The organism is Micromonospora sp. NPDC004551 (assembly GCF_040609975.1).
Lineage (GTDB): Bacteria > Actinomycetota > Actinomycetes > Mycobacteriales > Micromonosporaceae > Micromonospora.
On sequence record NZ_JBEXLM010000020.1, the window covers coordinates 50,438 to 71,232 of the forward strand.

At 72.3% G+C, this 20,795-nt stretch carries 21 protein-coding genes, 1 tRNA gene and 1 pseudogene; 10 read left to right on the forward strand and 13 right to left on the reverse strand.

The window, feature by feature from the left end; translation table 11 throughout:
- Positions 1-125 precede the first annotated feature (125 nt).
- From ABZW14_RS22540 to ABZW14_RS22560, 5 genes and pseudogenes are all read left to right on the forward strand, one after another.
- Positions 126-2,063, forward strand: a pseudogene (locus tag ABZW14_RS22540) (thiamine pyrophosphate-dependent enzyme); the annotation flags it as partial.
- 111 nt (positions 2,064-2,174) lie between these two features.
- The gene (locus tag ABZW14_RS22545; protein ID WP_154228026.1) at positions 2,175-2,612 is read left to right on the forward strand and encodes a DUF3052 domain-containing protein; all 438 of its coding nucleotides are present in this window, start codon (positions 2,175-2,177) and stop codon (positions 2,610-2,612) included.
- Positions 2,613-2,691: 79 nt separating this feature from the next.
- A complete protein-coding gene (locus ABZW14_RS22550; RefSeq protein ID WP_091269137.1) occupies positions 2,692-3,159 on the forward strand; it encodes a peroxiredoxin in 468 nt (155 codons plus the stop codon).
- Between the two features lie 79 nt (positions 3,160-3,238).
- Positions 3,239-3,313, forward strand: a tRNA-Val gene (locus ABZW14_RS22555).
- 149 nt (positions 3,314-3,462) lie between these two features.
- Positions 3,463-3,777, forward strand: coding sequence for a nuclear transport factor 2 family protein (locus ABZW14_RS22560; protein ID WP_355349750.1), 315 nt, complete (start codon positions 3,463-3,465; stop codon positions 3,775-3,777).
- A 155-nt stretch (positions 3,778-3,932) separates the two neighbouring features.
- Here ABZW14_RS22560 and ABZW14_RS22565 read toward each other — a convergent pair whose 3' ends face one another.
- Together ABZW14_RS22565 and ABZW14_RS22570 are read right to left on the reverse strand one after the other, a co-directional pair.
- Positions 3,933-4,223: a hypothetical protein gene (locus ABZW14_RS22565; protein ID WP_355349753.1), complete on the reverse strand. Its 291-nt coding sequence runs from the start codon at positions 4,221-4,223 to the stop codon at positions 3,933-3,935.
- Positions 4,224-4,410: 187 nt separating this feature from the next.
- Positions 4,411-5,055 carry a TMEM175 family protein gene (locus tag ABZW14_RS22570; RefSeq protein ID WP_355349756.1) on the reverse strand — a complete coding sequence of 215 codons (645 nt, stop codon included), beginning with the start codon at positions 5,053-5,055 and terminating at the stop codon, positions 4,411-4,413.
- A gap of 307 nt (positions 5,056-5,362) precedes the next feature.
- Between ABZW14_RS22570 and ABZW14_RS22575 the strand changes: the two genes are divergently transcribed.
- Entirely contained in the window at positions 5,363-6,232 is an 870-nt protein-coding gene (locus ABZW14_RS22575) for an AraC family transcriptional regulator (protein ID WP_355349759.1), read from the forward strand.
- Between the two features lie 23 nt (positions 6,233-6,255).
- On the opposite strand, the gene ABZW14_RS22580 is transcribed toward ABZW14_RS22575, so the two are convergent.
- The 7 genes from ABZW14_RS22580 to ABZW14_RS22610 form a co-directional block, all read right to left on the reverse strand.
- Positions 6,256-6,933, reverse strand: a complete 678-nt coding sequence (locus ABZW14_RS22580; RefSeq protein WP_355349762.1) for a DNA alkylation repair protein — start codon at positions 6,931-6,933, stop codon at positions 6,256-6,258.
- Between the two features lie 40 nt (positions 6,934-6,973).
- Entirely contained in the window at positions 6,974-7,927 is a 954-nt protein-coding gene (locus ABZW14_RS22585; RefSeq protein ID WP_355349764.1) for a redoxin domain-containing protein, read from the reverse strand.
- Complete coding sequence (locus ABZW14_RS22590) at positions 7,928-9,154, reverse strand: epoxide hydrolase family protein (RefSeq protein WP_355349767.1); 1,227 nt, start codon at positions 9,152-9,154, stop codon at positions 7,928-7,930.
- 42 nt (positions 9,155-9,196) lie between these two features.
- Positions 9,197-9,715 (reverse strand): peptide-methionine (S)-S-oxide reductase MsrA, encoded by a 519-nt coding sequence (gene msrA, locus ABZW14_RS22595; RefSeq protein WP_355349770.1) that lies wholly within the window; start codon positions 9,713-9,715, stop codon positions 9,197-9,199.
- Complete coding sequence (msrB, locus tag ABZW14_RS22600) at positions 9,708-10,178, reverse strand: peptide-methionine (R)-S-oxide reductase MsrB (protein WP_355349773.1); 471 nt, start codon at positions 10,176-10,178, stop codon at positions 9,708-9,710. Before msrB ends, msrA begins: the two co-directional genes overlap by 8 nt.
- 115 nt (positions 10,179-10,293) lie before the next feature.
- The gene (locus ABZW14_RS22605) at positions 10,294-12,141 is read right to left on the reverse strand and encodes a glycoside hydrolase family 15 protein (RefSeq protein WP_355349776.1); all 1,848 of its coding nucleotides are present in this window, start codon (positions 12,139-12,141) and stop codon (positions 10,294-10,296) included.
- Positions 12,142-12,235: 94 nt separating this feature from the next.
- Positions 12,236-13,249: an NAD(P)/FAD-dependent oxidoreductase gene (locus ABZW14_RS22610; protein WP_355349779.1), complete on the reverse strand. Its 1,014-nt coding sequence runs from the start codon at positions 13,247-13,249 to the stop codon at positions 12,236-12,238.
- 80 nt (positions 13,250-13,329) lie between these two features.
- On the opposite strand from ABZW14_RS22610, the gene ABZW14_RS22615 reads away from it, so the two are divergent.
- The 4 genes from ABZW14_RS22615 to ABZW14_RS22630 all read left to right on the forward strand — a co-directional run bounded on the left by ABZW14_RS22615 (position 13,330) and on the right by ABZW14_RS22630 (position 17,243).
- The gene (locus tag ABZW14_RS22615) at positions 13,330-13,923 is read left to right on the forward strand and encodes an XRE family transcriptional regulator (RefSeq protein WP_355349782.1); all 594 of its coding nucleotides are present in this window, start codon (positions 13,330-13,332) and stop codon (positions 13,921-13,923) included.
- A 264-nt stretch (positions 13,924-14,187) separates the two neighbouring features.
- Positions 14,188-15,669: an NCS2 family permease gene (locus ABZW14_RS22620; RefSeq protein WP_355349785.1), complete on the forward strand. Its 1,482-nt coding sequence runs from the start codon at positions 14,188-14,190 to the stop codon at positions 15,667-15,669.
- A 228-nt stretch (positions 15,670-15,897) separates the two neighbouring features.
- A complete protein-coding gene (locus tag ABZW14_RS22625) occupies positions 15,898-16,380 on the forward strand; it encodes a GNAT family N-acetyltransferase (RefSeq protein WP_355349788.1) in 483 nt (160 codons plus the stop codon).
- Between the two features lie 65 nt (positions 16,381-16,445).
- Complete coding sequence (locus tag ABZW14_RS22630; protein ID WP_355349791.1) at positions 16,446-17,243, forward strand: alpha/beta fold hydrolase; 798 nt, start codon at positions 16,446-16,448, stop codon at positions 17,241-17,243.
- On the opposite strand, the gene ABZW14_RS22635 is transcribed toward ABZW14_RS22630, so the two are convergent.
- The 4 genes from ABZW14_RS22635 to ABZW14_RS22650 all read right to left on the reverse strand — a co-directional run bounded on the left by ABZW14_RS22635 (position 17,215) and on the right by ABZW14_RS22650 (position 20,747).
- Positions 17,215-18,597, reverse strand: coding sequence for a hypothetical protein (locus ABZW14_RS22635; protein ID WP_355349794.1), 1,383 nt, complete (start codon positions 18,595-18,597; stop codon positions 17,215-17,217). The genes ABZW14_RS22630 and ABZW14_RS22635 overlap by 29 nt on opposite strands.
- Positions 18,594-19,097 (reverse strand): SigE family RNA polymerase sigma factor, encoded by a 504-nt coding sequence (locus ABZW14_RS22640; RefSeq protein ID WP_355349797.1) that lies wholly within the window; start codon positions 19,095-19,097, stop codon positions 18,594-18,596. Before ABZW14_RS22640 ends, ABZW14_RS22635 begins: the two co-directional genes overlap by 4 nt.
- A 94-nt stretch (positions 19,098-19,191) precedes the next feature.
- Positions 19,192-20,127, reverse strand: a complete 936-nt coding sequence (locus ABZW14_RS22645) for a phosphotransferase (RefSeq protein WP_355349800.1) — start codon at positions 20,125-20,127, stop codon at positions 19,192-19,194.
- Between the two features lie 41 nt (positions 20,128-20,168).
- Positions 20,169-20,747, reverse strand: a complete 579-nt coding sequence (locus ABZW14_RS22650; protein ID WP_355349803.1) for a dihydrofolate reductase family protein — start codon at positions 20,745-20,747, stop codon at positions 20,169-20,171.
- Between the last annotated feature and the right edge of the window lie 48 nt (positions 20,748-20,795).

A 20,795-nucleotide genomic window follows, 5' to 3' on the forward strand; every position in this document is an offset into this window, starting at 1 on the left:
GCGGGTCCCCGCCAGCCGCTGACGAGGCCGCGAGCCTGCCGGCCGGTGCCGCGGTGGCCGTGGACAGCGCCGGGGCCGCGACGGCCGGCGTACCCGAACTTCCGGGCCTCGACCCCGACGACGCCTACGCGGCGGCGGCCCGCGACGTGCTGCGCGGGATGGTGGCCTCCGCCGCCGAGCCGATCGCCGGGGGCCGGCACAAGGTCTTCGGCCGGGCGGACCTCGCGGTCGTCCCCACCACCTCCACGATCGCCTCGCACCTGCCCCGGGCGGTCGGCCTGGGGCTCGCGCTGGAACGGCTGCGCCGCGGCGGCCGGCGGGCCGACGGGGGCCCCGACGCCGCAGCCTGGCCGCCGGACGCCATCGTGGTCTGCTCGTTCGGCGACGCCTCGGTCAACCACGCCACCGCGACGGCGGCGTTCAACACCGCCGGCTGGTACGACCACACCGGGCTGCGCATCCCGGTCCTGTTCGTCTGCGAGGACAACGGGCTCGGCATCAGCGTGCGCTCGCCCCAGGGCTGGGTGGAGGCGACCCTGCGGGCCCGGCCCGGGATCCGCTACTTCGCCGCCGACGGCGCCGACGTGGCCGAGGCGTACCGGGTGGCGGGGGAGGCGGCGGCCTGGGTGCGCCGGCACCGGCGGCCGGCCGTGCTCCACCTGAGCACCGTGCGGCTCATGGGGCATGCCGGCGCGGACGCGGAGACCGCGTACCGGAGCCCGGCCGAGATCGCCGCTGACGTGGCCCGGGACCCGCTGCTGGCCACCGCCCGGCGGCTGGTGGAGGCCGGCTACGCCACCGGCGAGGAGCTGCTGGCCCGGTACGACGAGCGTGGCTGGCAGATCCGCCGGCTCGCCGAGGAGGTGCTGGACGAGCCGAAGCTGGCCTCGCCGGTCGAGGTGGTGGCCGAGCTGGCCCCGCGCCGGCCGGTCCGCATCTCGCGGGTGGTCGCCGACGCGGGGGCCCGGGCGGCGGGCCCGGACGCCGGCGCCCGCGCGGAGGTGTTCGGCGGCAAGCTGCCGGAGCGGGCCGGGCCGCTCACCCTGGCACAGAGCATCAACGCCGCCCTGGCCGACGGGATGCTCGGCCACCCCGGGATGGCCGTCTTCGGCGAGGACGTGGCCGCCAAGGGCGGGGTGTACGGGGTGACCAAGGGGCTGCGGGACAGGTTCGGGGCGGCGCGGGTGTTCGACACCCTGCTCGACGAGACCTCGATCCTCGGGCTCGGACTCGGCGCGGGGTTGGCCGGGATGCTGCCGGTGCCGGAGATCCAGTATCTGGCGTACCTGCACAACGCCGAGGACCAGCTCCGCGGCGAGGCGGCCACGATGCGCTTCTTCTCCCGGGGCGCGTTCCGCAACCCCATGGTGGTCCGGGTGGCCGGGCTCGCGTACCAGGAGGGGTTCGGCGGGCACTTCCACAACGACAACTCGGTGGCCGTGCTCCGCGACGTGCCGGGGCTGGTCATCGCGGTGCCGGCCCGCCCGGACGACGCCGCGCCGATGCTGCGTACCTGCCTGGCCGCCGCGGCGGTGGACGGCGCGGTCAGCGTCTTCCTGGAGCCGATCGCGCTCTACCACACCCGCGACCTCTACACGGAGGGTGACGGCGAGTGGCTGGCGGAGTACGCCGAGCCCGGCGCCTGGGCCACCCGCCACGTGCCGATCGGCCGCGCCCGGGTGTACGGGGTCGGCTCGGCCGAGGACCTCACCATCATCACCTTCGGTAACGGCGTCCGGATGTCGCTGCGGGCGGCGGCCACCCTGGCCGACGAGGGGGTCGGCAGCCGGGTGGTAGACCTGCGCTGGCTGGCCCCGTTGCCGGTGGCGGACATCATCCGGGAGGCCTCGGCCACCGGCCGGGTGCTGGTCGTCGACGAGACCCGTCGCTCGGGCGGGGTGGGCGAGGGCGTGATCGCCGCGCTGGTCGACGCCGGCTATGTCGGCACGGCGCGCCGCGTGGCCGGACTTGACTCGTTTGTACCATTAGGTCCGGCGGCACGTCAGGTTCTGGTCTCCGAGGAAGCCATTACCGAGGGTGCCCGTACGCTGCTGGCACGGTAAATTCCGTTCCACCCGGTGCGCCACTTGCGCGGGGAGCCACAACTGTGTGGACTGGGCCCGACGGCGTCGGACGACGCCACGAGCAGGGATGAGATGAGGAGGCACGCGACAGTGAGCGCGACCGCTGGTCAGGCCGCCGACGGGGTACGCAGCCTGGCGGACCGGTTCGGGATCGAGCCGGGGATGGTCGTCATGGAGATGGGGTACGACGACGACGTCGACCAGGATCTCCGGGACGCCCTGACCGACCGCTGTGGAGAGCTGGTCGACGAGGACACCGACGAGGTGGTCGACTCGGTTCTCGTCTGGTACCGCGACGGCGACGGCGACCTCTTCGAGCTCCTCGTCGATGCCCTCGGGCCGCTGGCCGACAACGGCGTGGTCTGGCTCCTGACGCCCAAGGCCGGCCGGGACGGCCACGTCGAGCCGAGCGAGGTCGCGGAGAGCGCGCAGACCGCCGGCCTCCAGCAGACCTCCACGATCAACGCGGGCCGCGACTGGAGTGGCGCCCGCCTCGTGCTCCGGCGCGGGTCGAAGAGCAAGAAGTAGGGCGGGGCTGCTCGCCCGGCGGCCGGTGTCGCCGGGTGTGGCAGGCTGATCATCTCCAGACCCGATCCAAGGAGCTCGTATGCCCATCGAGGTTGGCGCCGAGGCGCCGGACTTCGTGCTCAAGGACCAGAACAACCAGGAGGTCCGGCTCGCCGACTTCCGCGGCCGGCGCACCGTGCTGCTGGTCTTCTACCCGCTCGCCTTCACCGGCATCTGCCAGGGCGAGCTGTGCGAGGTGCGGGACAACCTCAACGAGTACGTCAACGACGACGTCCAGGTGCTGACGGTCAGCGTCGACTCGGTCTACGCCCACAAGATCTGGGCCGACCGGGAGGGCTACCAGTTCCCGCTGCTGGCCGACTTCTGGCCGCACGGCGCGGTCGCCCAGGCGTATGGCGTCTTCAACGACGTCGCGGGCATCGCCAACCGGGGCACCTTCGTCATCGACAAGGCGGGCGTGGTCCGGTTCGCCGAGATGAACATGCCCGGCGAGGCGCGGGACCAGCAGGGCTGGCGCAAGGCCCTGGCCGAGGCCGTCGCCGCCTGATCCACCCCGGGCACGTCGTTCGACCGGGTCGGAGCCCGGCAGGTAAGCTTGCCGCTCCGGCCCGCCGTACGGGCGTTCCGGGCGCGTAGCTCAGTGGGAGAGCACCCGCCTTACAAGCGGGGGGTCGCAGGTTCGAAACCTGCCGCGCCCACCACCCAGCAGCGAAAACCGCCCCGCGAAATCATTCCTCGGGGCGGTGACGCAACGACGACGGCACGCGACGGTCACATCGGGACCGCAGATGATGTCGTGGGGGGCCGCCATACTCGCTCTGTGGATCAAGGACGTCGGATCGCTGAGCGAATGTACGAAGCCTTCAACCGCCGGGACGCGGGTGCCGCCGAAGACATCTTCGCCAGCGACTTCTACAGCCATCCGTTGAAGGCCAGCGGCTGGGAGTGCGTGCAGCGCGCCTGGCAGCGTATGTGGGACCAGCATCCGGCCCTGAAGGTGAACCTCATGGATCTGGTCGCGGCCGACCAACGCGTGGCGACCCGGACCGAGATGGTCGGATTCGCCGATGGCTCGACGGCAACCATGCTGGAGATGTTCACCGTGGAAGACGATCGCATCGTTGAGCTGTGGGGCCTTTCAGCCAGGCCGCAAGCAGGGTCTTAGGACCCGTTCATACGCCTGACGCTCGACGGTCCGCGCAGCTCCTCGCGCAGCTGATCGGCGGTTGCTCGTTCCTTCGCGCGACGAAAAGGTCAAGCTCCGGCGGCGGGACGGCCGACGGAGCTTGACCTTCAGAGGTTCGGTCCGCACCGCCGGCGTCAGCAGTTGGCCTGGTAGAGGGCGAGGCCCTGCTGGTAACTCAGCAGGTAGCGGCTCGCCAAGCTGCCGTAGTAGGGGCGCAGTGCCGGGTCGGTAGTGCTGCTGAAGGACAACGTGTAGTACTTGAAATACATGTTGAAGTCGCTGGTGTACTTCGCCTTCAGGCCAGCGCAATACGTACTGGTCGCGGTCGTGCCCGCATCGGCCGCGTGGGCCGGTCCGCCGAGGCCTGCCAGTGCGCTGGCGGTGATGGCGGTGATGAGTGCGATACGGGAGAGGGAAATCCGCACGTCGTTCCTCCTTGGCTTGCGTCTCGCGATTGCGATCGCATGTTGCTGAATGGATGTTAGGAACGGCGGACCCGCTCGGTCGTCGACCGCAGGGTTGATCAACGGGTGGACGACACCCGGCTGTCCTTCCACCCCCGGGTGGACCCCACGGTGTGCAAGGTGCTTCACGGCTGACGCCCTCCTGTCCTCAGGGGGCGGACTTCTCCGCGCGTTCGCGGGTGCGTCTCAGGCTGGCGATCTCGCCCTTGATCGGCCACCAGTAGAACGGGACGAACGCGGCGAGCACCGCCACGCCGAGAACGGGATGCCAGGCGCCCAACGCGGTCCCGGCGGCGATCCACACGGGCGCCGGATGGAAGCGCCTGCTGATCGCCGCCGCCGTGGCCGCGTCGGTCGTCGCGGTCAGCAGGCGGCGGCCGCGCCGCGCGTACTCCCAGATGACGTTGAACAGGATGGCCGCCACCTCGTAGGAGATCCCGTAGAAGACGACGGCGGTCCGCTTTCCATGACCCGACTCGAAGGCGCCGGCCAGGACGGCCGAGGCGAACGGCAGGAACGCGATCTCCATCAGGAGGAGGGTATTGAGGAGGAGGACCAGGCGGTCCGCGGAGCGGATGTGGTCGAACATGACGTGGTGGTTCACCCACATCTGGCCGATGAGCAGGAAGGTGATGAAGTAGGCCGCATAGGAGGGCCAGAGTTCACGGAGGCCCGTCCACAGGTGCTCAGTGTCCTCCGGCGGGCGGATCTCCAGGACGAGCAGCGTGACGGCGATGGCGATGACCGCGTCGCTGAAGGTGACGACCCGACCGGGGTCCCGCTCCGCACCCACCGGACGGCTGCTGCGAGACCAGGGCATGCGCTTCGCCCGACTGGTCAGGCGTCACTCGTGGCGCGGCGACGGGAGGCGAGGGACCTCCACCGTCGCCCTCCGGCCTGCCTGGGCGGACCTACTCGTACCTTCCCACGAGCCACCTCGGGCCTCCTCGGCGTGGAAATGGTTGACTCCAGCGCGGCGGCCTTTCCCGCCGCTGCAGCCGGCAAACCCCACGCGCCCGGGGACCCGATCGAACCGGGCCACAGCGGTCGGGCGCGGCCGGGGTCGTTCCGGCCAGGCTTGACGTCGAAGGGAGGCCCTCGTGATCTCGGCACTCAACCGGCTTGTCGACCTTGTCGAAGAGCACCTCACCGAGGAACTCGACGTCACCGGACTGGCCCGGGCGGTCGGCACGACCGAATACCACCTGCGGCGGATGTTCTCGTCGTTGGCCGGCATGCCGCTGTCGGAGTACGTGCGCCGGCGCCGCATGACCCTCGCCGCCGCCGAGGTCGTCCGCGGCGAGGACGACCTGCTGCGCATCGCCGTCCGGCACGGGTACGGCTCGACCGAGGCGTTCGGGCGCGCGTTCCGGGCAGTCCACGGTGCCGGGCCGGGTGAGGTCCGCCGCGACGGAGGCCCCCTTCGCACACAACCGCAGCTCAGGTTCCGCCTGACCGTCGAAGGGAGCAACCCCATGAACACCCGCATCGTCGACCGCCCCGCGTTCCGGCTGGTCGGACACGCGGCCCGGGTTCCGCTGATCCACCACGGCGTCAACCCGCACATCCAGCAGCACATCGCCGCGCTGCCGATGGAGGAGCACGGCCGGCTCAAGAGCCTCGGCGACGCCGAGCCCGGGGGCCTGTTGCAGGTCTGCGACGACCTGGACCCGGACGGCACCGAGGGGAGCGAACTGACGTACCTGCACGGGGTCGCTCTCTCCGGGGACACGCCGGCCCCCGACGACCTCGACGCCATCGAGGTGCCGGCCGGCAGGTGGGCGGTCTTCCGCACCGCCGGGCCGCACCCGCAGGTGCTTCAGGAGACCTGGGCCGCGACCGCGACCGAGTGGTTCCCCTCGAACCCGTGGCGGCTCCGGCCCGGACCCTCGATCGTCGCCGTCCTCGACCGGGCGGACGACTTCAGCACCGCGACCTGCGAGCTGTGGCTACCGGTTGAACCGGCATGACGGATTGATGGTGCGTCGGCTGCTCACGCCTGCCCGGCGTGCTGCCGGCGCACCATCTCCGTGATCCAGACCGGCGCGAACGGGGACGTGCAGCCCGGGGGAGTCGGGTAGTCCTTGAGCACCTCCAGGCGCTCGCCGATGTCGATGGCGCGGGCGCGGAGCGCGGCGTCGGAGATCCCGATCTGCGCCAGGCAGTGGTTCATGGCCCACTGGAGGCGGTCCGGGGCGTCCTTCATCTGCGCCTCGATGACGTCGAGCAGCCGGGCGAGGTCCAGGCCCTCGGGCCTCTTGGCCACGCGTTCCGTGGTCAGCGCCCACCCGGCGCTGGCGACCACGGGATCCGGGTCGGCGGACCAGGCCAGGCGCAGCTCCTCGGCGTGCGGGTTCTTCTTCACCACGTAGTTCACGAGCCAGTCGTGCACCTTGGGTGTGCGCCCCTCGCGGAGCATGCGGTCCAGCTCGTCCCGCCCGAACGCCCTGGGGCGGCAGATCAGGAGCGCCAGCAGTCTGGCCGCGGTGTCGCCGGTCTTCCAGAGCCGGCACGCGAGGTCCTGTTGCGTCTTCAGCCGCTTCGCGAGTGCGCGCAGCTTGCCGAGGTTCACCCCGTGATCGTCACCGTGCCGCTCGTTCACCGCGCGTGCCTTCGGGTCCTCGAGCGCGGCCAGCTCAGCCATCACCTCGGCCACCGTCGTCTCGGCCACCTCAGCCTCCCGCCCGTCACCTGCGAGATGCAGCCTACGACTAGCCGAAGGTGAACACGTACGCCTCGGCGCCGGGTTCGCGGAACGTGAGCTCCAGGGTCCGCTCCCGGACTCCCTCCCGCTGGCGGACGAGCTGGTACAGCCGGCCCTCGCGGAGCAGGCCGTTGCCGTCCTCGTCGACGTCGTCGCCGTGGGCCGGGCCGGGTGCCGCGCCGTCGAGGAGGAGGCGGAAGGGGATCGGGCCCCGCGTACCGGGTGACAGCACGAGATGCGCGTCGCGGGCCTCGAACCGGAAGGCGAGGGTGCCGCCGGCCCGGTCGAGCGTGACCTTCTCGGAGCCGATCGTCCACTCGCCGCCGAGCGCCCAGTGGTCGGCGGGCAGGCTCGCGGGGAGTTCGTAGGCGCGGCTCGCGTCGTACGTGGCGTCGTCCGGTGACGCGAACTGCTCGGAGCGCGCGTAGCCGAGATACGTTTCGGGCGTACGCAGGTGGTCCCAGTCGGCGTCGGCCTCCACCCCGCGCCCCGCCACGGGGACGAGGTCGCGGTCGACGCCGAGCAGCCGCTGGATCACGCGTTCCGACCGCTCGTAGCGGCCCTCGCCGAAGTGGTGGTCGCGGATGACGCCGTCCGCGTCGACGAAGTAGAGCGCCGGCCAGTAGTGGTTGTCGAACGCGCTCCAGACCCTGTAGTCGCTGTCGACCGCGACCGGGTAGTCGATGCCCCGCGCCCGCACCGCCTCGCGCACCGCGTCGATGTCGTGCTCGAACGAGAACTCCGGCGTGTGCACGCCGACGACGACGAGGCCGTCGTCCCGGTAGGCCTGCGACCACGCCCGGACGTACGGCTCCTGGCGCAGCCAGTTGATGCAGGTCAGCGTCCAGAAGTTCACGAGGACGGGGCGCCCCCGCAGCTCGGCGGGACCGAGTGGCTCGGAGTTGAGCCACCCGGTTGCCCCGTCGAGCGAGGGCAGGCGCAGCCGTTCGGAGACGGCCATCTACCGCAGCGACCGGAAGGCGGTGCGAAGCTCGTCGCACAGGAGTTGCGGCTGCTCCCACGCCGCGAAGTGCCCGCCCCGGTCGAGCTGGTTGTAGTGGATGAGGTTCGGATACGCCCGCTCCGCCCAGCTGCGCGGCGCCTGGTAGAGCTCGTCGGGGAAGACGCTGACGGCGGCCGGCACGGAGACGTCCTTGGCGCCGAGGAAGGAGAGCTTGTTCTCCCAGTAGAGCCGAGCGCCGGAGACACCCGTGTTCGTCAACCAGGTGAGCGTGATGTTGTCGAGGATGTCGTCGCGCGTGAGCCCGCCGGGTTGCCCGTCGAAGGCCCGGCAGATCAGCTCCAGGCTGGCCGCGTCGTGGTCGCACATGAAGCTCGCCAGCGCGACGGGCGAGTCGGCGAGACCGATCAGCGTCTCGGGGCGCGTCGCCATGATGAGCGCGTAGGCGGCGTGCTTCCAGAAGAAGTCCTGCTGCTCGCAGGCCCGCCGCTCCTCGTCGGAGAGGTTGGCCGGCAGCTTGGACATCGCGTTGTTGATCCCGGTGATGTCGGACTGGAACAGCGCGTCCAGCTCGGGCGGCACCGTGCTCGGCATGTTGGTGTGGATGCCGGCGAGCTCCGGTGGCGCCTGCACACCCAGCACGTTGGTGATGAGCGCGCCCCAGTCGCCGCCCTGGGCGACGAACCGGTCGTAGCCGAGGCGTTTCATCAGCTCGGTCCAGGCACGGGCGATGTGTTCCGGGCCCCAGCCGGGTTCCGTCGGCTTGCCCGAGAAGCCGTAGCCCGGCATCGACGGGATCACCAGGTGGAAGGCGTCCGACGCGGACCCGCCGTGTGCCGTGGGGTCGGTCAACGGACCGACGATCTTCAGCTGCTCGATGACAGAGCCGGGCCAGCCGTGGGTGACGATGAGCGGCAGAGCGTCCTCGTGCTGGGACCGGACGTGGATGAAGTGGATGTCCAGGCCGTCGATCTCGGTGGTGAAGTTCGGCAGGGAGTTCAGTCTCGCCTCGACCTTGCGCCAGTCGTACTCCTTCTCCCAGTAGCGGGCGAGGGCCTGGCTGGTCTCGAGCGGTACGCCCTGCGACTGGTCGCCGACGGTCTGTCTCTCGGGCCAGCGGGTGGCCGCGATCCGCTGCCGCAGCGCCTGGAGATCCGCCTCGGGGATCTCCACCGTGAACGGCCGGATGTCGGTGGCGCGGGCCAGGGTCTGCGTCTTGACGGCCACGTGGGCCTCCTTCTCCTCGGAGTTGGTCGGCGGCGGGTGCGATCAGCTCTGGCTCGCTCCCCGGCGGGGGAGCTTCCAGTCGGGCCGGGGGAAGTGGCAGGTGTAGCCGCCCGGATGCTTCTCCAGGTAGTCCTGGTGCTCGGGCTCGGCCTCCCAGAACGGGCCGGCCGGGGTGACCTCGGTGACGACCTTGCCCGGCCAGAGGCCGGAGGCGTCCACGTCGGCGATGGTGTCCTCGGCCACCTTCCGCTGCTGGTCGTTGCAGTAGAAGATGGCGGACCGGTAGCTGGTGCCGACGTCACCGCCCTGCCGGTTCTTCGTGGTCGGGTCGTGGACCTGGAAGAAGAACTCGAGAAGGTCCCGGTACGAGAGCTTGTTCGGGTCGTACGCGATCTCGATCGCCTCGGCGTGTCCCTCGTGGTTGTAGTACGTCGCGTTCGGCACGTCCCCGCCGGTGTAGCCGACCCGGGTGGACACCACGCCAGGCCGCTTCCGGATGAGGTCCTGCATGCCCCAGAAGCAGCCGCCGGCCAGGACGGCCTTCTCCGTCGTGTCACTCATCGTTTCGCCCCCCGTCCGGGTGCTCGAACAGTGCGCGGTACTCGCCGTATCCTTCGCGTTCCAGGTCGTCGCGCCGGATGAACCGGAGCGCGGCGGAGTTCATGCAGTAGCGCAGGCCGCCCGTGGCGATCGGGCCGTCGTCGAACACGTGCCCGAGGTGGCTGTCGCCGTGGGCCGACCGGACCTCGGTGCGGACCATGCCGAGGGTGGCGTCCCGGACCTCGACCACGTTGCGCGGATCGATCGGCTTGGTGAAGGAGGGCCAGCCGGTGCCGCTGTCGAATTTGTCGACCGACGCGAACAGTGGCTCGCCGGACACGACGTCGACGTAGATGCCCGGATCCTTGCTGTCCCAGTAGGGATTGTCGAAGGCCGGCTCGGTCCCGCCCTCCTGGGTGACCCGGTACTGCTCGGGCGACAACCGGGAAACTGCCTCCGGGTTCTTCCGGTACTCGTGCGACACCGTCGTTCCTCTCGGCTGGGTCGTCGGCAGGCAAGGCCGGTCCAACGGGCTGCACACGCAGCGCGTGTGGCTACCCGGCCTGCCGTCGGCTAACCCCGCGGGCGTTCCGGAGGAGTCACCGCCGCTGCCGGGCCGCGGCCTCGATCTCGAGCATCCCGTTCAGCGCCAGCGCCGTGTTGATGAGGGCGAGGTGGCTGAACGCCTGCGGGTAGTTGCCGATCTGCTCGCCGGTCGCGGCGATCTCCTCGGCGTACAGGCCGAGGTGGTTGCTGAAGGTGAACATCTTCTCGAAGGTGAGCCGGGCGTCGTCGAGGCGGCCGGAGCGCGCCAGCGCCTCGGCGTACCAGAAGGTGCACATGTTGAAGGTGCCCTCGTGGCCGGGCAGCCCGTCGGGGGAGTGGACCGGGTCGTACCGGTGGACCAGGCTGTCGGAGACCAGCTCCCGCTCGATGGCTTCGAGGGTGCGGCACCACATCGGGTCCGACGGCGTCACGAAGCCGACCGCCGGCATGGAGAGCAGCGCGGCGTCCAGGACGTTCTCGCCGTACGCCTGGACGAAGGACCCGCGTCCCCGGTGGTAACCGCGCGCCATCACCTGGTCGTAGATGAGGTTCCGCTGGCTGGTCCAGCAGGTGACGTCCCCGGGGCGGCCGGTGCGGGCGGCGAGCCGGATGGCCCGGTCCAGGGCGACCCAGGACATCACGCGGCCGAACGTGTAGTCCCGGGGATGGTGCCGGCTCTCCCAGATGCCGGCGTCCGGCTGGTCCCAGTTGTGGCACAGCCAGTCGATGAGCCGGACCGTGCTCTTCCACACCTGGTGGGAGACCCGGATGCCCTGCTCGTCGGCCACGTGCATGGCGTAGAGGGCCTCGCCGTGGATGTCGAGCTGGAGCTGGTCGGCGGCGCCGTTGCCGATCCGGACCGGCCGGGAGCCGCGATATCCCTCCAGGTGGTCGAGCACCTCCTCGTGCAGGTCGGACGACCCGTCGACCCGGTACATGATCTTCAGCGGGGCCTGGTGGTCGCCGGCCTCGCGGATCCGCTCGTCGAGCCAGTCCATGTACCGGCTGACCTCCTCGGTGAAGCCGAGGCCGAGCAGCGCGTGCACCGAGAAGGACGTGTCCCGGACCCAGGTGTAGCGGTAGTCCCAGTTGCGGGTGCCGCCGACGAGTTCGGGCAGCGCGGCCGTCGGCGCGGCGATCATCGCGCCGGTGGGCGCGTACGTCATGAGTTTCAACGTGATGGCCGACCGCTCGACCATCTCCCGCCACCGGCCGGTGTACCGGGACCGCTCGACCCACCGTCGCCAGTAGTCGCGCGTCCACTCGAACATCCCCTGCACCTCTTCGAGCGGGACGGCCCGGGGTTCCATCGGGGAGTTCGTCTCCAGCACCACCCCGCCGGTGTCGCCCTCGTTGAGGGTGCCGAACCCGATGAGGTCGCCGTCCTCCAGGTGCATGTCCTCCTCGGCGATGAGGCGGCGGACCGGTTGGACCGGGTTGAAGGTGAGCGAGGCGGACGAGCCGCGGAAGACGTACCCGTTGCGGTGCCGCTCCAGCCGGGGCCGCTCGCGCGCGTAGTCGAACCGGGGCCGGCACTCCAGCCGGAACCGCATGCTGCCCCGGACCATGGTGACCATGCGCACCAGGCGGTGCACGTCGGTGGCCTTCTCGCCGGTGACCGGCATGAAGTCCTGGACCTCGGCGACCCCGTCGGCGCTGATGAAGCGCGTGATCAGGATCGGGGTGCCGGGCAGGTAGAGCTGCTTCGTGACGTACGTGGTCTCGTGGGGGGCGACCCGGAAGAAGCCGCCGCGCTCGTGGTCGAGCAGGCTGGCGAAGATGCTGGGCGAGTCGAAGCGCGGCGCGCAGAACCAGTCGATCGTCCCGTCGCAGGTCACCAGGGCGGCGGTCTGAAGATCACCGATGAGCCCGTGATCCTCGATCGGCGGATACTCGCTCACGTCGCCCCCCGTTTCGACTGCACCCTCCCGCAGTAACCTAAAGGGCAATTTTGGCCACGTAAGTCGTATTCGTGAATGCCACCCCTCCGCGTGCTCAGCCGAGTCCGTGGCGGCGGTCGCCCGCCACCAGTTCACTCACCCGCGCCTCGGTCTCCGCCGAGAACACGTCCCGCCGCCGCGCCTCGACCGCCCGGCGGGTCTCCTCGGCCACCAGGTCGCCGTTGATCGCGGCCGCCGCCAGGGCGCCCGCCGCCGCTGCCGCGCCGACCTGGGCGGCCGGGTCGGTGACGTTGCCCGCGACCCACACCCCGGGCACATCGGTACGCCCCATCGGGTCGGCGGGGACGTGCTCGCCGGCGCCGGACGGGTGCGCCACCGCCCGCAGCCCGAGCGCCGCCAGGAATCCGGCCCGCGCCACCATCCGGGGCCCGGCGACCAGCACCTCGCGCGCGACCAGCCGGCCGTCGCGCAGGCGTACCCCGGCCAGCCGGTCCTCCACGACCTCGACCGACGCGATCTCGCCCTCGACCACGGTGACGCCCCGTGCCGTCAACTGTTCCGCCTGCTCGTCGGTGAGCGGCGGCGCGGTGTGGCGCAGGAAGAGCACGTCGTCGCTCCACTGGCCGAACAGCAGCGCCTGGTGCACCGACAGCGGCCCGGTGGCCAGCACCCCGATCGGCCGGTCGCGCACCTCCCACCCGTGGCAGTACGGGCAGTGCACCACGTCCCGGCCCCACCGGTCGCGCAGCCCGGGCAGCTCGGGCAGCTCGTCGACCAGGCCGGTGGCCACCAGCAGCCGGCCGGCTCGGACCCGGCGGCCGTCGGCCAGCGCCACCGTGAAGCCCTCGCCGTCGCGGGTCACCGTGTCGACCTCGCCCTCCACCAGGTGCCCGCCGTACCGGCGCACCTCGTCCCGGCCGCGCGCCAGCAGCTCGGCCGGGGGCATGCCGTCCCGGGCCAGCAGCCCGTGCACCCCGTCGGCCGGTGCGTTGCGGGGGCTGCCCCCGTCGATCACCAGGACCGACCGGCGTGCCCGGGCCAGCATCAGCGCCCCGCTCAGCCCGGCGGCGCCGCCGCCGATCACCACTACCTCGTACCCTTCGGTCATCCTGACCACCTCCTGCCGCAACGATGCGGCGGTGCTGGCTGTAACCGCAAACTTCGTTGCTGTTCTGGCAAACTAGGGTGATGGATGACGACCTGGACCGTGGCCTCGACACGGTCGGCCCCCGGCTGCGCGCGCTGCGCCGCGAACGGGAGACCACCCTGGCCGAGCTCTCGGCCGCCACCGGGATCTCGGTGAGCACCCTGTCCCGGCTGGAGTCGGGCAGCCGCCGGCCCACCCTGGAACTGCTGCTGCCTCTGGCCCGGGCGCACGGCGTGACCCTCGACGAGTTGGTCGGCGCCCCGCCCACCGGCGACCCGCGCATCCACCTGCGGCCGGTCACCCGGCACGGCATGACCATGCTGCCGCTCACCCGGCGGGCCGGCGGCATCCAGGCGTACAAGCTGGTCATCCCGGCCGGCGGGCGGCCCGCCGAGCCCACCCCGCAGACCCATGAGGGGTACGAGTGGGTCTACGTGCTCAACGGGCGGCTGCGGCTCGTCCTCGGCGAGCACGACCTGGTGCTCGCGCCCGGCGAGGCGGCGGAGTTCGACACCCGGGTGCCGCACTGGTTCGGCCGCGCCGACGACGAGGCGGTCGAGTTCCTCAGCCTCTTCGGTGCCCAGGGCGAACGCGCCCACCTCCGCGCCCGCCCCCGCCCCGCGGAAAAAGGCTGATCGGCCGGGCCCGGAAGTGACCTTGGCCACCCCTGCGCCGTCTCCCCGCGCAGGGGCAGGTCACCTGCCGTTACCCGGCGGTTAAGGTGGGCCTCGCGAAGTCGCTTCCCCGGACCCCGGGGCGCGGCTTCGTAGTGCTTCACGGGATCCGTGGAGCCCAGCCGTCCCGACGTTCTCCGGGCCAACCGCAACGGGACGGCTGCACCCCCACCGCCCGGCCGGCGTGTCCGGCTGGGCCAACCCGGAACGGAGTAAGGCCACGCCATGAGCGTGTCTACGCAGGATCCTGCTGCCCCGGTCGAGCCGGCGGAACCCGCCGCGCAGAGCCGCCTCGACCGCTTCTTCGAGATCACCCGCCGGGGCTCGACGGTCCGGCGCGAGGTGCTCGCCGGGCTCACCACCTTCGCGACGATGGCCTACATCGTCGTGCTCAACCCGCTGATCATCGGCACCGCGCCGGACGCCGACGGCAAGACGCTGGGCATCCCGGCGGTCGCCGGGGTCACCGCGCTGGTCGCCGCGGTCATGACGATCATGATGGGCATCGTCGGCCGGGTGCCGTTCGCGGTGGCCACCGGCCTCGGGCTGAACGCCTTCGTGGCGTACGCGGTCGCGTCCCAGATGAGCTGGGCCGAGGCCATGGGCCTGGTCGTCATCGAGGGTCTGATCATCACCGTGCTGGTGCTGACCGGCTTCCGGAAGGCCGTCTTCCGGGCCATCCCGGCCGAGCTGAAGGCGGCCATCGCGGCCGGCATCGGCCTGTTCATCGCGCTGATCGGCTTCGTCGACGGCGGTCTGGTCCGGGCCGGCACCGGCGTGCCGCTGCAGCTCGGCTCGGGCAGCAACGGCACGCTGCACGGCTGGCCCACGGTCGTCTTCCTGGTCGGCCTGCTGGTCACCGGCATCCTGGTGGCCCGCAAGGTGAAGGCGGGCGTCCTGATCGGCATCGTGGCCACCACGGTCGTCGCGGTGATCGTCAACGCGTTCGCCAAGCCCGGCGGCGCTCTCGTCGACGGCAAGCCCAACCCGGACGGGTGGCGCCTCAACGTGCCGACCCTGCCGGACCCGCTGGTCCAGAAGCCCGACCTGCACCTGCTCGGCAACGTGTCGTTCGGCGCGTTCGCCAGCGTCGGCCTGATGACCGCGCTGCTGCTGGTCTTCACCCTGGTGCTGGCCGACTTCTTCGACGTCATGGGCACGACGGTCGGCCTCGCCAAGCAGGCCAACCTGGCCACCGAGGACGGCACCGACATGCCGCGGCTCGGCAAGGTGCTCTTCGTCGACGGCGTCGCCGCGGTCGCCGGTGGCGCGGGCAGCGCCTCGTCGGCCACCACGTACGTCGAGTCCTCCTCGGGCATCGCGGACGGCGGCCGGACCGGCCTGACCAGCGTGGTCACCGGCGTGCTCTTCCTGGGCGCGCTGCTGCTCACCCCGCTGGTGTCGCTGGTGCCGAGCGAGGCCGCCGGCCCGGCGCTGGTGGTCGTCGGCGCGCTGATGATCCGCCAGGTCAAGGACATCGACTTCACCGACGTGGGCGTCGCCGTCCCGGCCTTCCTGACCATGACGCTCATGCCGTTCACCTACTCGATCACCAACGGCATCGGCGCCGGCTTCATCAGCTGGGTGGCGATCCGGGTGGCGCAGGGCAAGGCCCGGCAGATCCACCCGCTCATGTGGGCGGTGGCCGTCGCGTTCGTGGTCTACTTCGCCATCAACCTGGTCAAGGCCGTCACCGGCGTCAGCTGACCGGTCCTGCGCCGCGCCCCCGTTGCCCGTTGGCCCGAGGCAACGGGGGCGCGGCGTATCCGGATCATGGGCTAGAGTGCCGGGGCGCGGACACGCGACCGTCGTGGGCGCAGGGGGATGAGGCCATGGATCGCCGTCAGCTTCCCCTGCCATGCCCTCTTCCGGGTCGCGCTTCCTGACCGAGCACTCACCGCGGCCCGGGTCACTCCACGACCTTGGAGAATCGCGTTGTCCTTTCCTGACCTGACCACCGACCGTCTCGTGCTGCGTCCCTGGCCGGCCGAGGAGGCCGCCGCCGTCGTCGCCGGTGAGCGCCTCCCGCACTGGGCAGCGGACTTCCCCGCCGCGGGCGACCGGATGATCGCCGGGATCATCGCCGGGAACCCGGACCAGCCGCACGGGCACTACCTGATGATGGAACGGGAGACCGGCCTGACCGTCGGCGCCATCGGGCTGAAGCTGCCGGCCGCCGACGGTGCGGTGGAGTTCGGCTACGGCGTCGCCCCGTCCCGGCGCTGCCGGGGCTACACCACCGAGGCCGTCCGGGCGCTGGTCGCCTTCGCCCGCACCGTACCCGGGGTGGCGGAGGTCTTCGCCACCGTCGACCCGGCCAACGTGCCGTCGGTGCGGGTGCTGGAGAAGGCCGGCCTGCGCCGGGACGGCACCGTCGACAGCGACGAAGGGCTGCTGCACCGGTACGTCGCCGGGTAGCGCCCGAGCCGAACAGGCCCGGTGGCGGGGCGACCCGCCGCCGGGCCGTTCGTCGTTGAACGGGCGTGAGCTACGCGGAGGTCGACGGGGTGCGGCTCTGGTACGAGATCCACGGCACGGGCCGCCCGCTCGTCCTGCTGCACGGCGGCTACGGCTCGACGGAGATGTTCGCGCCCGTCCTGCCCGACCTCGCCGCGCGGCGGCAGGTCGTCGCGGTCGACCTCCAGGGCCACGGCCGTACCGCCGACGTGGACCGGCCGCTGCGCTACGAGTCGATGGCCGACGACATCGCGGCCCTGCTGCGGCACCTCGGCCTGCCGGCGGCCGACCTGCTCGGCTACTCGCTCGGCGGCGGGGTGGCCCTGCGCGCCGCGATCCAGCACCCGGCCCTGGTCCGCCGCCTCGTGCTGGTCTCCACGCCCTACCGGCGGCAGGGCTGGTACCCGGAGGTGCTGGCCGCGATGGCCGCCCAGGATGAGCGGGTCGCCGAGCAGATGCGGGGAACCCCGCCGCACGAGCGCTACGAGCGGGTCGCGCCCCGCCCCCAGGACTGGCCGACCCTCTGGGCGAAGACCGGCGAGCTGCTGCGCCGCGAGTACGACTGGTCCGCCGACGTGGCCGCCCTGCCCATGCCGGTGCTGCTGGTCTTCGCCGACGCCGACTCGATCCCCGTACGCCACGCGGCCGAGTTCTTCGGGCTGCTCGGCGGCGGCCGCCGGGACCCCGGCGGGGACGGCACCGGCCGGCCGGCCTCCCGGCTGGCCGTGCTGCCCGGGCTGACCCACTACGACATCGTGGGCTCACCCGCCCTGCCCGCGGCCGTGCTGCCCTTCCTCACCCACGGGGTGCGGGCCCCCGGGTGACCCGGCGTGCCCGTCGCCGCCGGAGCACCCGTCCGGCCACCAGGCCGCCGAGCATCAGCGCCACCACACCGATCGCCCACCAGACCCGGCCGCCCGGTCCGGACGGCGGATCCGCCGCGCGGACCCGCCCGCCACGCACCACCTCGTCCGCGACGTCGATGGCGAGCACCTGGTCCGGTGCGGTGAGCAGGGTGGTCGGTGCGGCGGCCCCCGGGGCCAGGCCCAGCACCCGGATCGTCCGCACGTTCCCGTACGCGGTCCGCTGGTCCATCTCCAGCGGTCCCTCGAAGGAGGCCGGGGCGTTCGGCTCGGGCCGGTACCCGACCACCACGGCGGTCCCGTCCGCCTGCCAGCCGAGCAGCCGGATCGTGGTGACGCCCGCGACGTCGGGCAGCGCCGGCGCGCCGAGGTCCTTCCCGGTGGTGTCGACCCGCCGCAGCCGCCACCGGTCGCTGCCCGGCTCGTGGCTGACCAGTGCCAGCGTCCCGTCGGGCAGCCAGGCCCCCTTGCCGGCCAGCCCGCTCTCCGGCGGCAGCGGGAACGACGTGATCGACTGCCCGTCGGCGCTGGTCACGAGCACCTTGTCGCCGACCTGGTAGGCCAGCCGGGACCCGTCGGCCGTGAACGCGACCGGGGTGCCGAAGATCGGCAGTTGGTCGGTTTCGAGCAGGCGCACCGCGCGGCCGGTGTCCAGCCGGACCAGGCTGAGCGTGTTGACGTAGGCGCTGCCCTCCGGGTCGGCCGGCGTGGTGTCCCGGACCACCAGCGCGGTCCCGTCCGGCGCCCAGCCGGCCGGCTCGCTGGTGACGCTGCCCGGCACCGTGCTCGCCAGGCGCCCGACCGTCCCGTCGACCAGGTCCACCAGATCGACCCGGGGGTGCTCGCTGGAACCGGCCGGAACGGCCACCCGCCGCCCGTCGGGGGACAGCAGCACCTGCTCACCGGCCGGCGCCTCGTGGCCGACCGTCCAGGTCCGGTAGCGGTCGGCGTCGGCGCCGACGATGCCCACGGTGCCGTCCTCGTCGATCAGCCCGGTGAGCCCCCGCGCCTGCCCGCTGAACACGACCGACGCCGGACCGAGCCGGGGCCGGTCGGTGGCGCGCAACGAGCCCCACGCCGGCAGCCCGATCCGGTCGGGCAGCGCCGGATCGTCCACACCGGCCGGGGCGAGGGCAGCCGGCCCGCCATCCCGTACCGCAGGCGGCACGAGTGCCACCAGCACCAGCAGAGCCGCGACCGCCGCCGCCATCCGCCGCCGGGTGCGCCGCGCCGTCCGCACCGCGCGGTCGTGAACCGGGTACGCGGGCACCTCGGCCGCCGCCTCCCGCAGCGCCTCCCGCAGCCGTACGCTCATCGCCCGCTCCTCTCCCGCGTCGGCTCCCACAGATCGGGGACGAGGTCGCGGAGCCGGCGCACGGCGTCGTGCCCGTGCCGCTTCACCGTGCCCACCGAGCAGCCGAGCACCTCGGCCACCTGCGCCTCGGTCAGGTCCTCGTAGTAGCGGAGCACCACCACGGCCCGCTGCCGGGCGGTGAGCCGGCGCAGCGCCGCCACCACACTGAGCCGCAGCGCGGTGTCCTCGGTGTGGTCGCCGCCGCCACGCTCGACGGGCGTCGCGTCCAGCCGTTCCGCGAGCCGCCGACGGCGCCACCACGAGACCTGCTGGTGGTACATGACCCGGCGCACGTACGCCTCCGGGTCACCGTCGTGGATCCGCCGCCAGTGCCGGTACGTCCGGGCCAGCGCGCTCTGCAACAGGTCCTCGGCGTGCTGGTGGTCGCCGGTCAGCAGGTACGCGGTCCGCGACAGCGCGGGCGACCGCTGCACCACGAACTCGTGGAACGTCTCCGACATGCCCACCCACCCCCTCGCCCCCTAGGAACGCGCTCCGCCCGACGGATGGTTGAGGCGGTCATTTCGCGAAGCGGGCCGGATTACGCGGCGGTCCTCAGGCGAGTCGGCGGGCGAGCCAGGGCAGTAGCGCGTCGCCCTGCAACCGCTGGAACGCCCGGACCGTCGGGATGCCGGGCGGGGGCGGCTGGCGGGCGCCGTCCAGGAAGAAACCGGTGAACCCGGCCAGCACGCCGGTCAGGTCGGCCGGGTCCACTCCGGCGAGGAGCGGCCGGGCGGCCAGCAGCGCCTCCGGGTCGTGACCGCCGTGCACCTGCACGTTGACGAGGACCAGCAGGCTGTCCAGCCAGGCCGGCCCGCGGCAGGCCCAGGGCCAGTCGACCACGGTGACGCTGCCGTCCGGGCCGATCAGCAGGTTGTCGGCCCGGATGTCGACGTGGCAGAGGGTGTCGCCGGCCAGCGCGGCCAGCCCCCGGTCGGTGGCCGCGCACAGCTCGGGCAGCCGGGCCGCAGCCCACGGGTCCAGGTCGGCCGGCGGGTCGTCGGCGAGCCGCCGCCAGCCGCCGAAGTCGTACCCCAGTTGCTCGGTCGCGGTGGCGACCACCGCGGCGGGGGCCGGGGTGAGCACCCCGGCCATCACCTCCAGGGTGGACAGCACGGCGGCCAGCTCGCCGGCCTCCCACGGGGTGACCGGATGGCGGCCCTCGACGTCGCTGAAGACCAGCGCGATCCAGTCGCCGTCGTCGTGACTGCCGAGCAGCCGGGGCGCCGGCGTGGCCGGCGGTAGCGCGGCCGCGTTGCGCGCCTCCGCCCGGTGCAGGGTGGGGCTGCGGTCGTTCTGCGCCGGGCTGACCGCCTTGACGAAGGCCCGCCCGCCACCGGCGGTGCGGACCCGGTCGGCGGTGCCGGGGGAGAAGCCGCCGTGCTGTGACTCGGCGGCCACCACCCGGTCGCCGAGGATCTCCTCGACCGCGGCGCGGACGGGCCCGGGCAGGTCGCTCCAGCGGATCCGGCTCTTCGTCAGGCTGGTCACCGACCCACCGTGCGCGACCCCGCCCGGCCACGGCAAGCCGATTACCGCGCCCCGGCGGTGTAGCGGAGCACCACCACGCCGGCGTCGAACGGCCGGGTCTCGGTCAGGGTGAACCGGGTCGGCGCGAAGCCCCGGTCGACCAGCGGGATGCCGCTGCCGACCACCACCGGGTTGAGCTTGACCACCAGTTCGTCGACCTCGTCCAGGAGCTGGCCGGCGAGCTGGCCGCCGCCGCAGAGCCAGATGTCGCCGCCCGGCTGGGCCTTCAGCTCGCGGACGAATGCCACCGGGTCGCCGGCGACGATCTCGACCTGCGGGTCGTCCGACGGGGGCAGCGAGCGGCTGAAGACGTACTGCTTGAGGTGCGCGTAGGGGCTGGTCACGCCGATCTTCAGCGCCGGGTCGTAGGTGGCCCGGCCCATGAGCAGGGCGTCGAAGCGGCCGGGCGGCGGTGAGGCGATGCCGAACTGGGCGTGGGTGAACGTGGGGAAGGTCTGGGGCCACTCGGCGGTCAGGTAGGCCGCCACCTCCGGCTCCAGCGGGAGGAAGTCGTAGGACCCGTCGGGGGCGGCGATGAAGCCGTCGAGGGTGCTGGCGACGTAGTACACGAGCTTGCGCAAACCGACTCCGATGTCCGGGATCAACCACGACGGCTGTCGTGGTCGAGA

What these genes read in the sequence shown, in the direction of transcription:
- ABZW14_RS22550 (WP_091269137.1), top strand. Translation starts at nt 2,692, where the DNA reads ATGCCCATCGAGGTTGGCGCCGAGGCGCCGGACTTCGTGCTCAAGGAC.
- ABZW14_RS22560 (WP_355349750.1), top strand. Translation starts at nt 3,463, where the DNA reads ATGTACGAAGCCTTCAACCGCCGGGACGCGGGTGCCGCCGAAGACATC.
- ABZW14_RS22585 (WP_355349764.1), bottom strand. Translation starts at nt 7,927, where the DNA reads ATGGCCGTCTCCGAACGGCTGCGCCTGCCCTCGCTCGACGGGGCAACC.
- msrA (WP_355349770.1), bottom strand. Translation starts at nt 9,715, where the DNA reads ATGAGTGACACGACGGAGAAGGCCGTCCTGGCCGGCGGCTGCTTCTGG.
- ABZW14_RS22610 (WP_355349779.1), bottom strand. Translation starts at nt 13,249, where the DNA reads ATGACCGAAGGGTACGAGGTAGTGGTGATCGGCGGCGGCGCCGCCGGG.
- ABZW14_RS22615 (WP_355349782.1), top strand. Translation starts at nt 13,330, where the DNA reads ATGGATGACGACCTGGACCGTGGCCTCGACACGGTCGGCCCCCGGCTG.
- ABZW14_RS22620 (WP_355349785.1), top strand. Translation starts at nt 14,188, where the DNA reads ATGAGCGTGTCTACGCAGGATCCTGCTGCCCCGGTCGAGCCGGCGGAA.
- ABZW14_RS22635 (WP_355349794.1), bottom strand. Translation starts at nt 18,597, where the DNA reads ATGAGCGTACGGCTGCGGGAGGCGCTGCGGGAGGCGGCGGCCGAGGTG.
- ABZW14_RS22640 (WP_355349797.1), bottom strand. Translation starts at nt 19,097, where the DNA reads ATGTCGGAGACGTTCCACGAGTTCGTGGTGCAGCGGTCGCCCGCGCTG.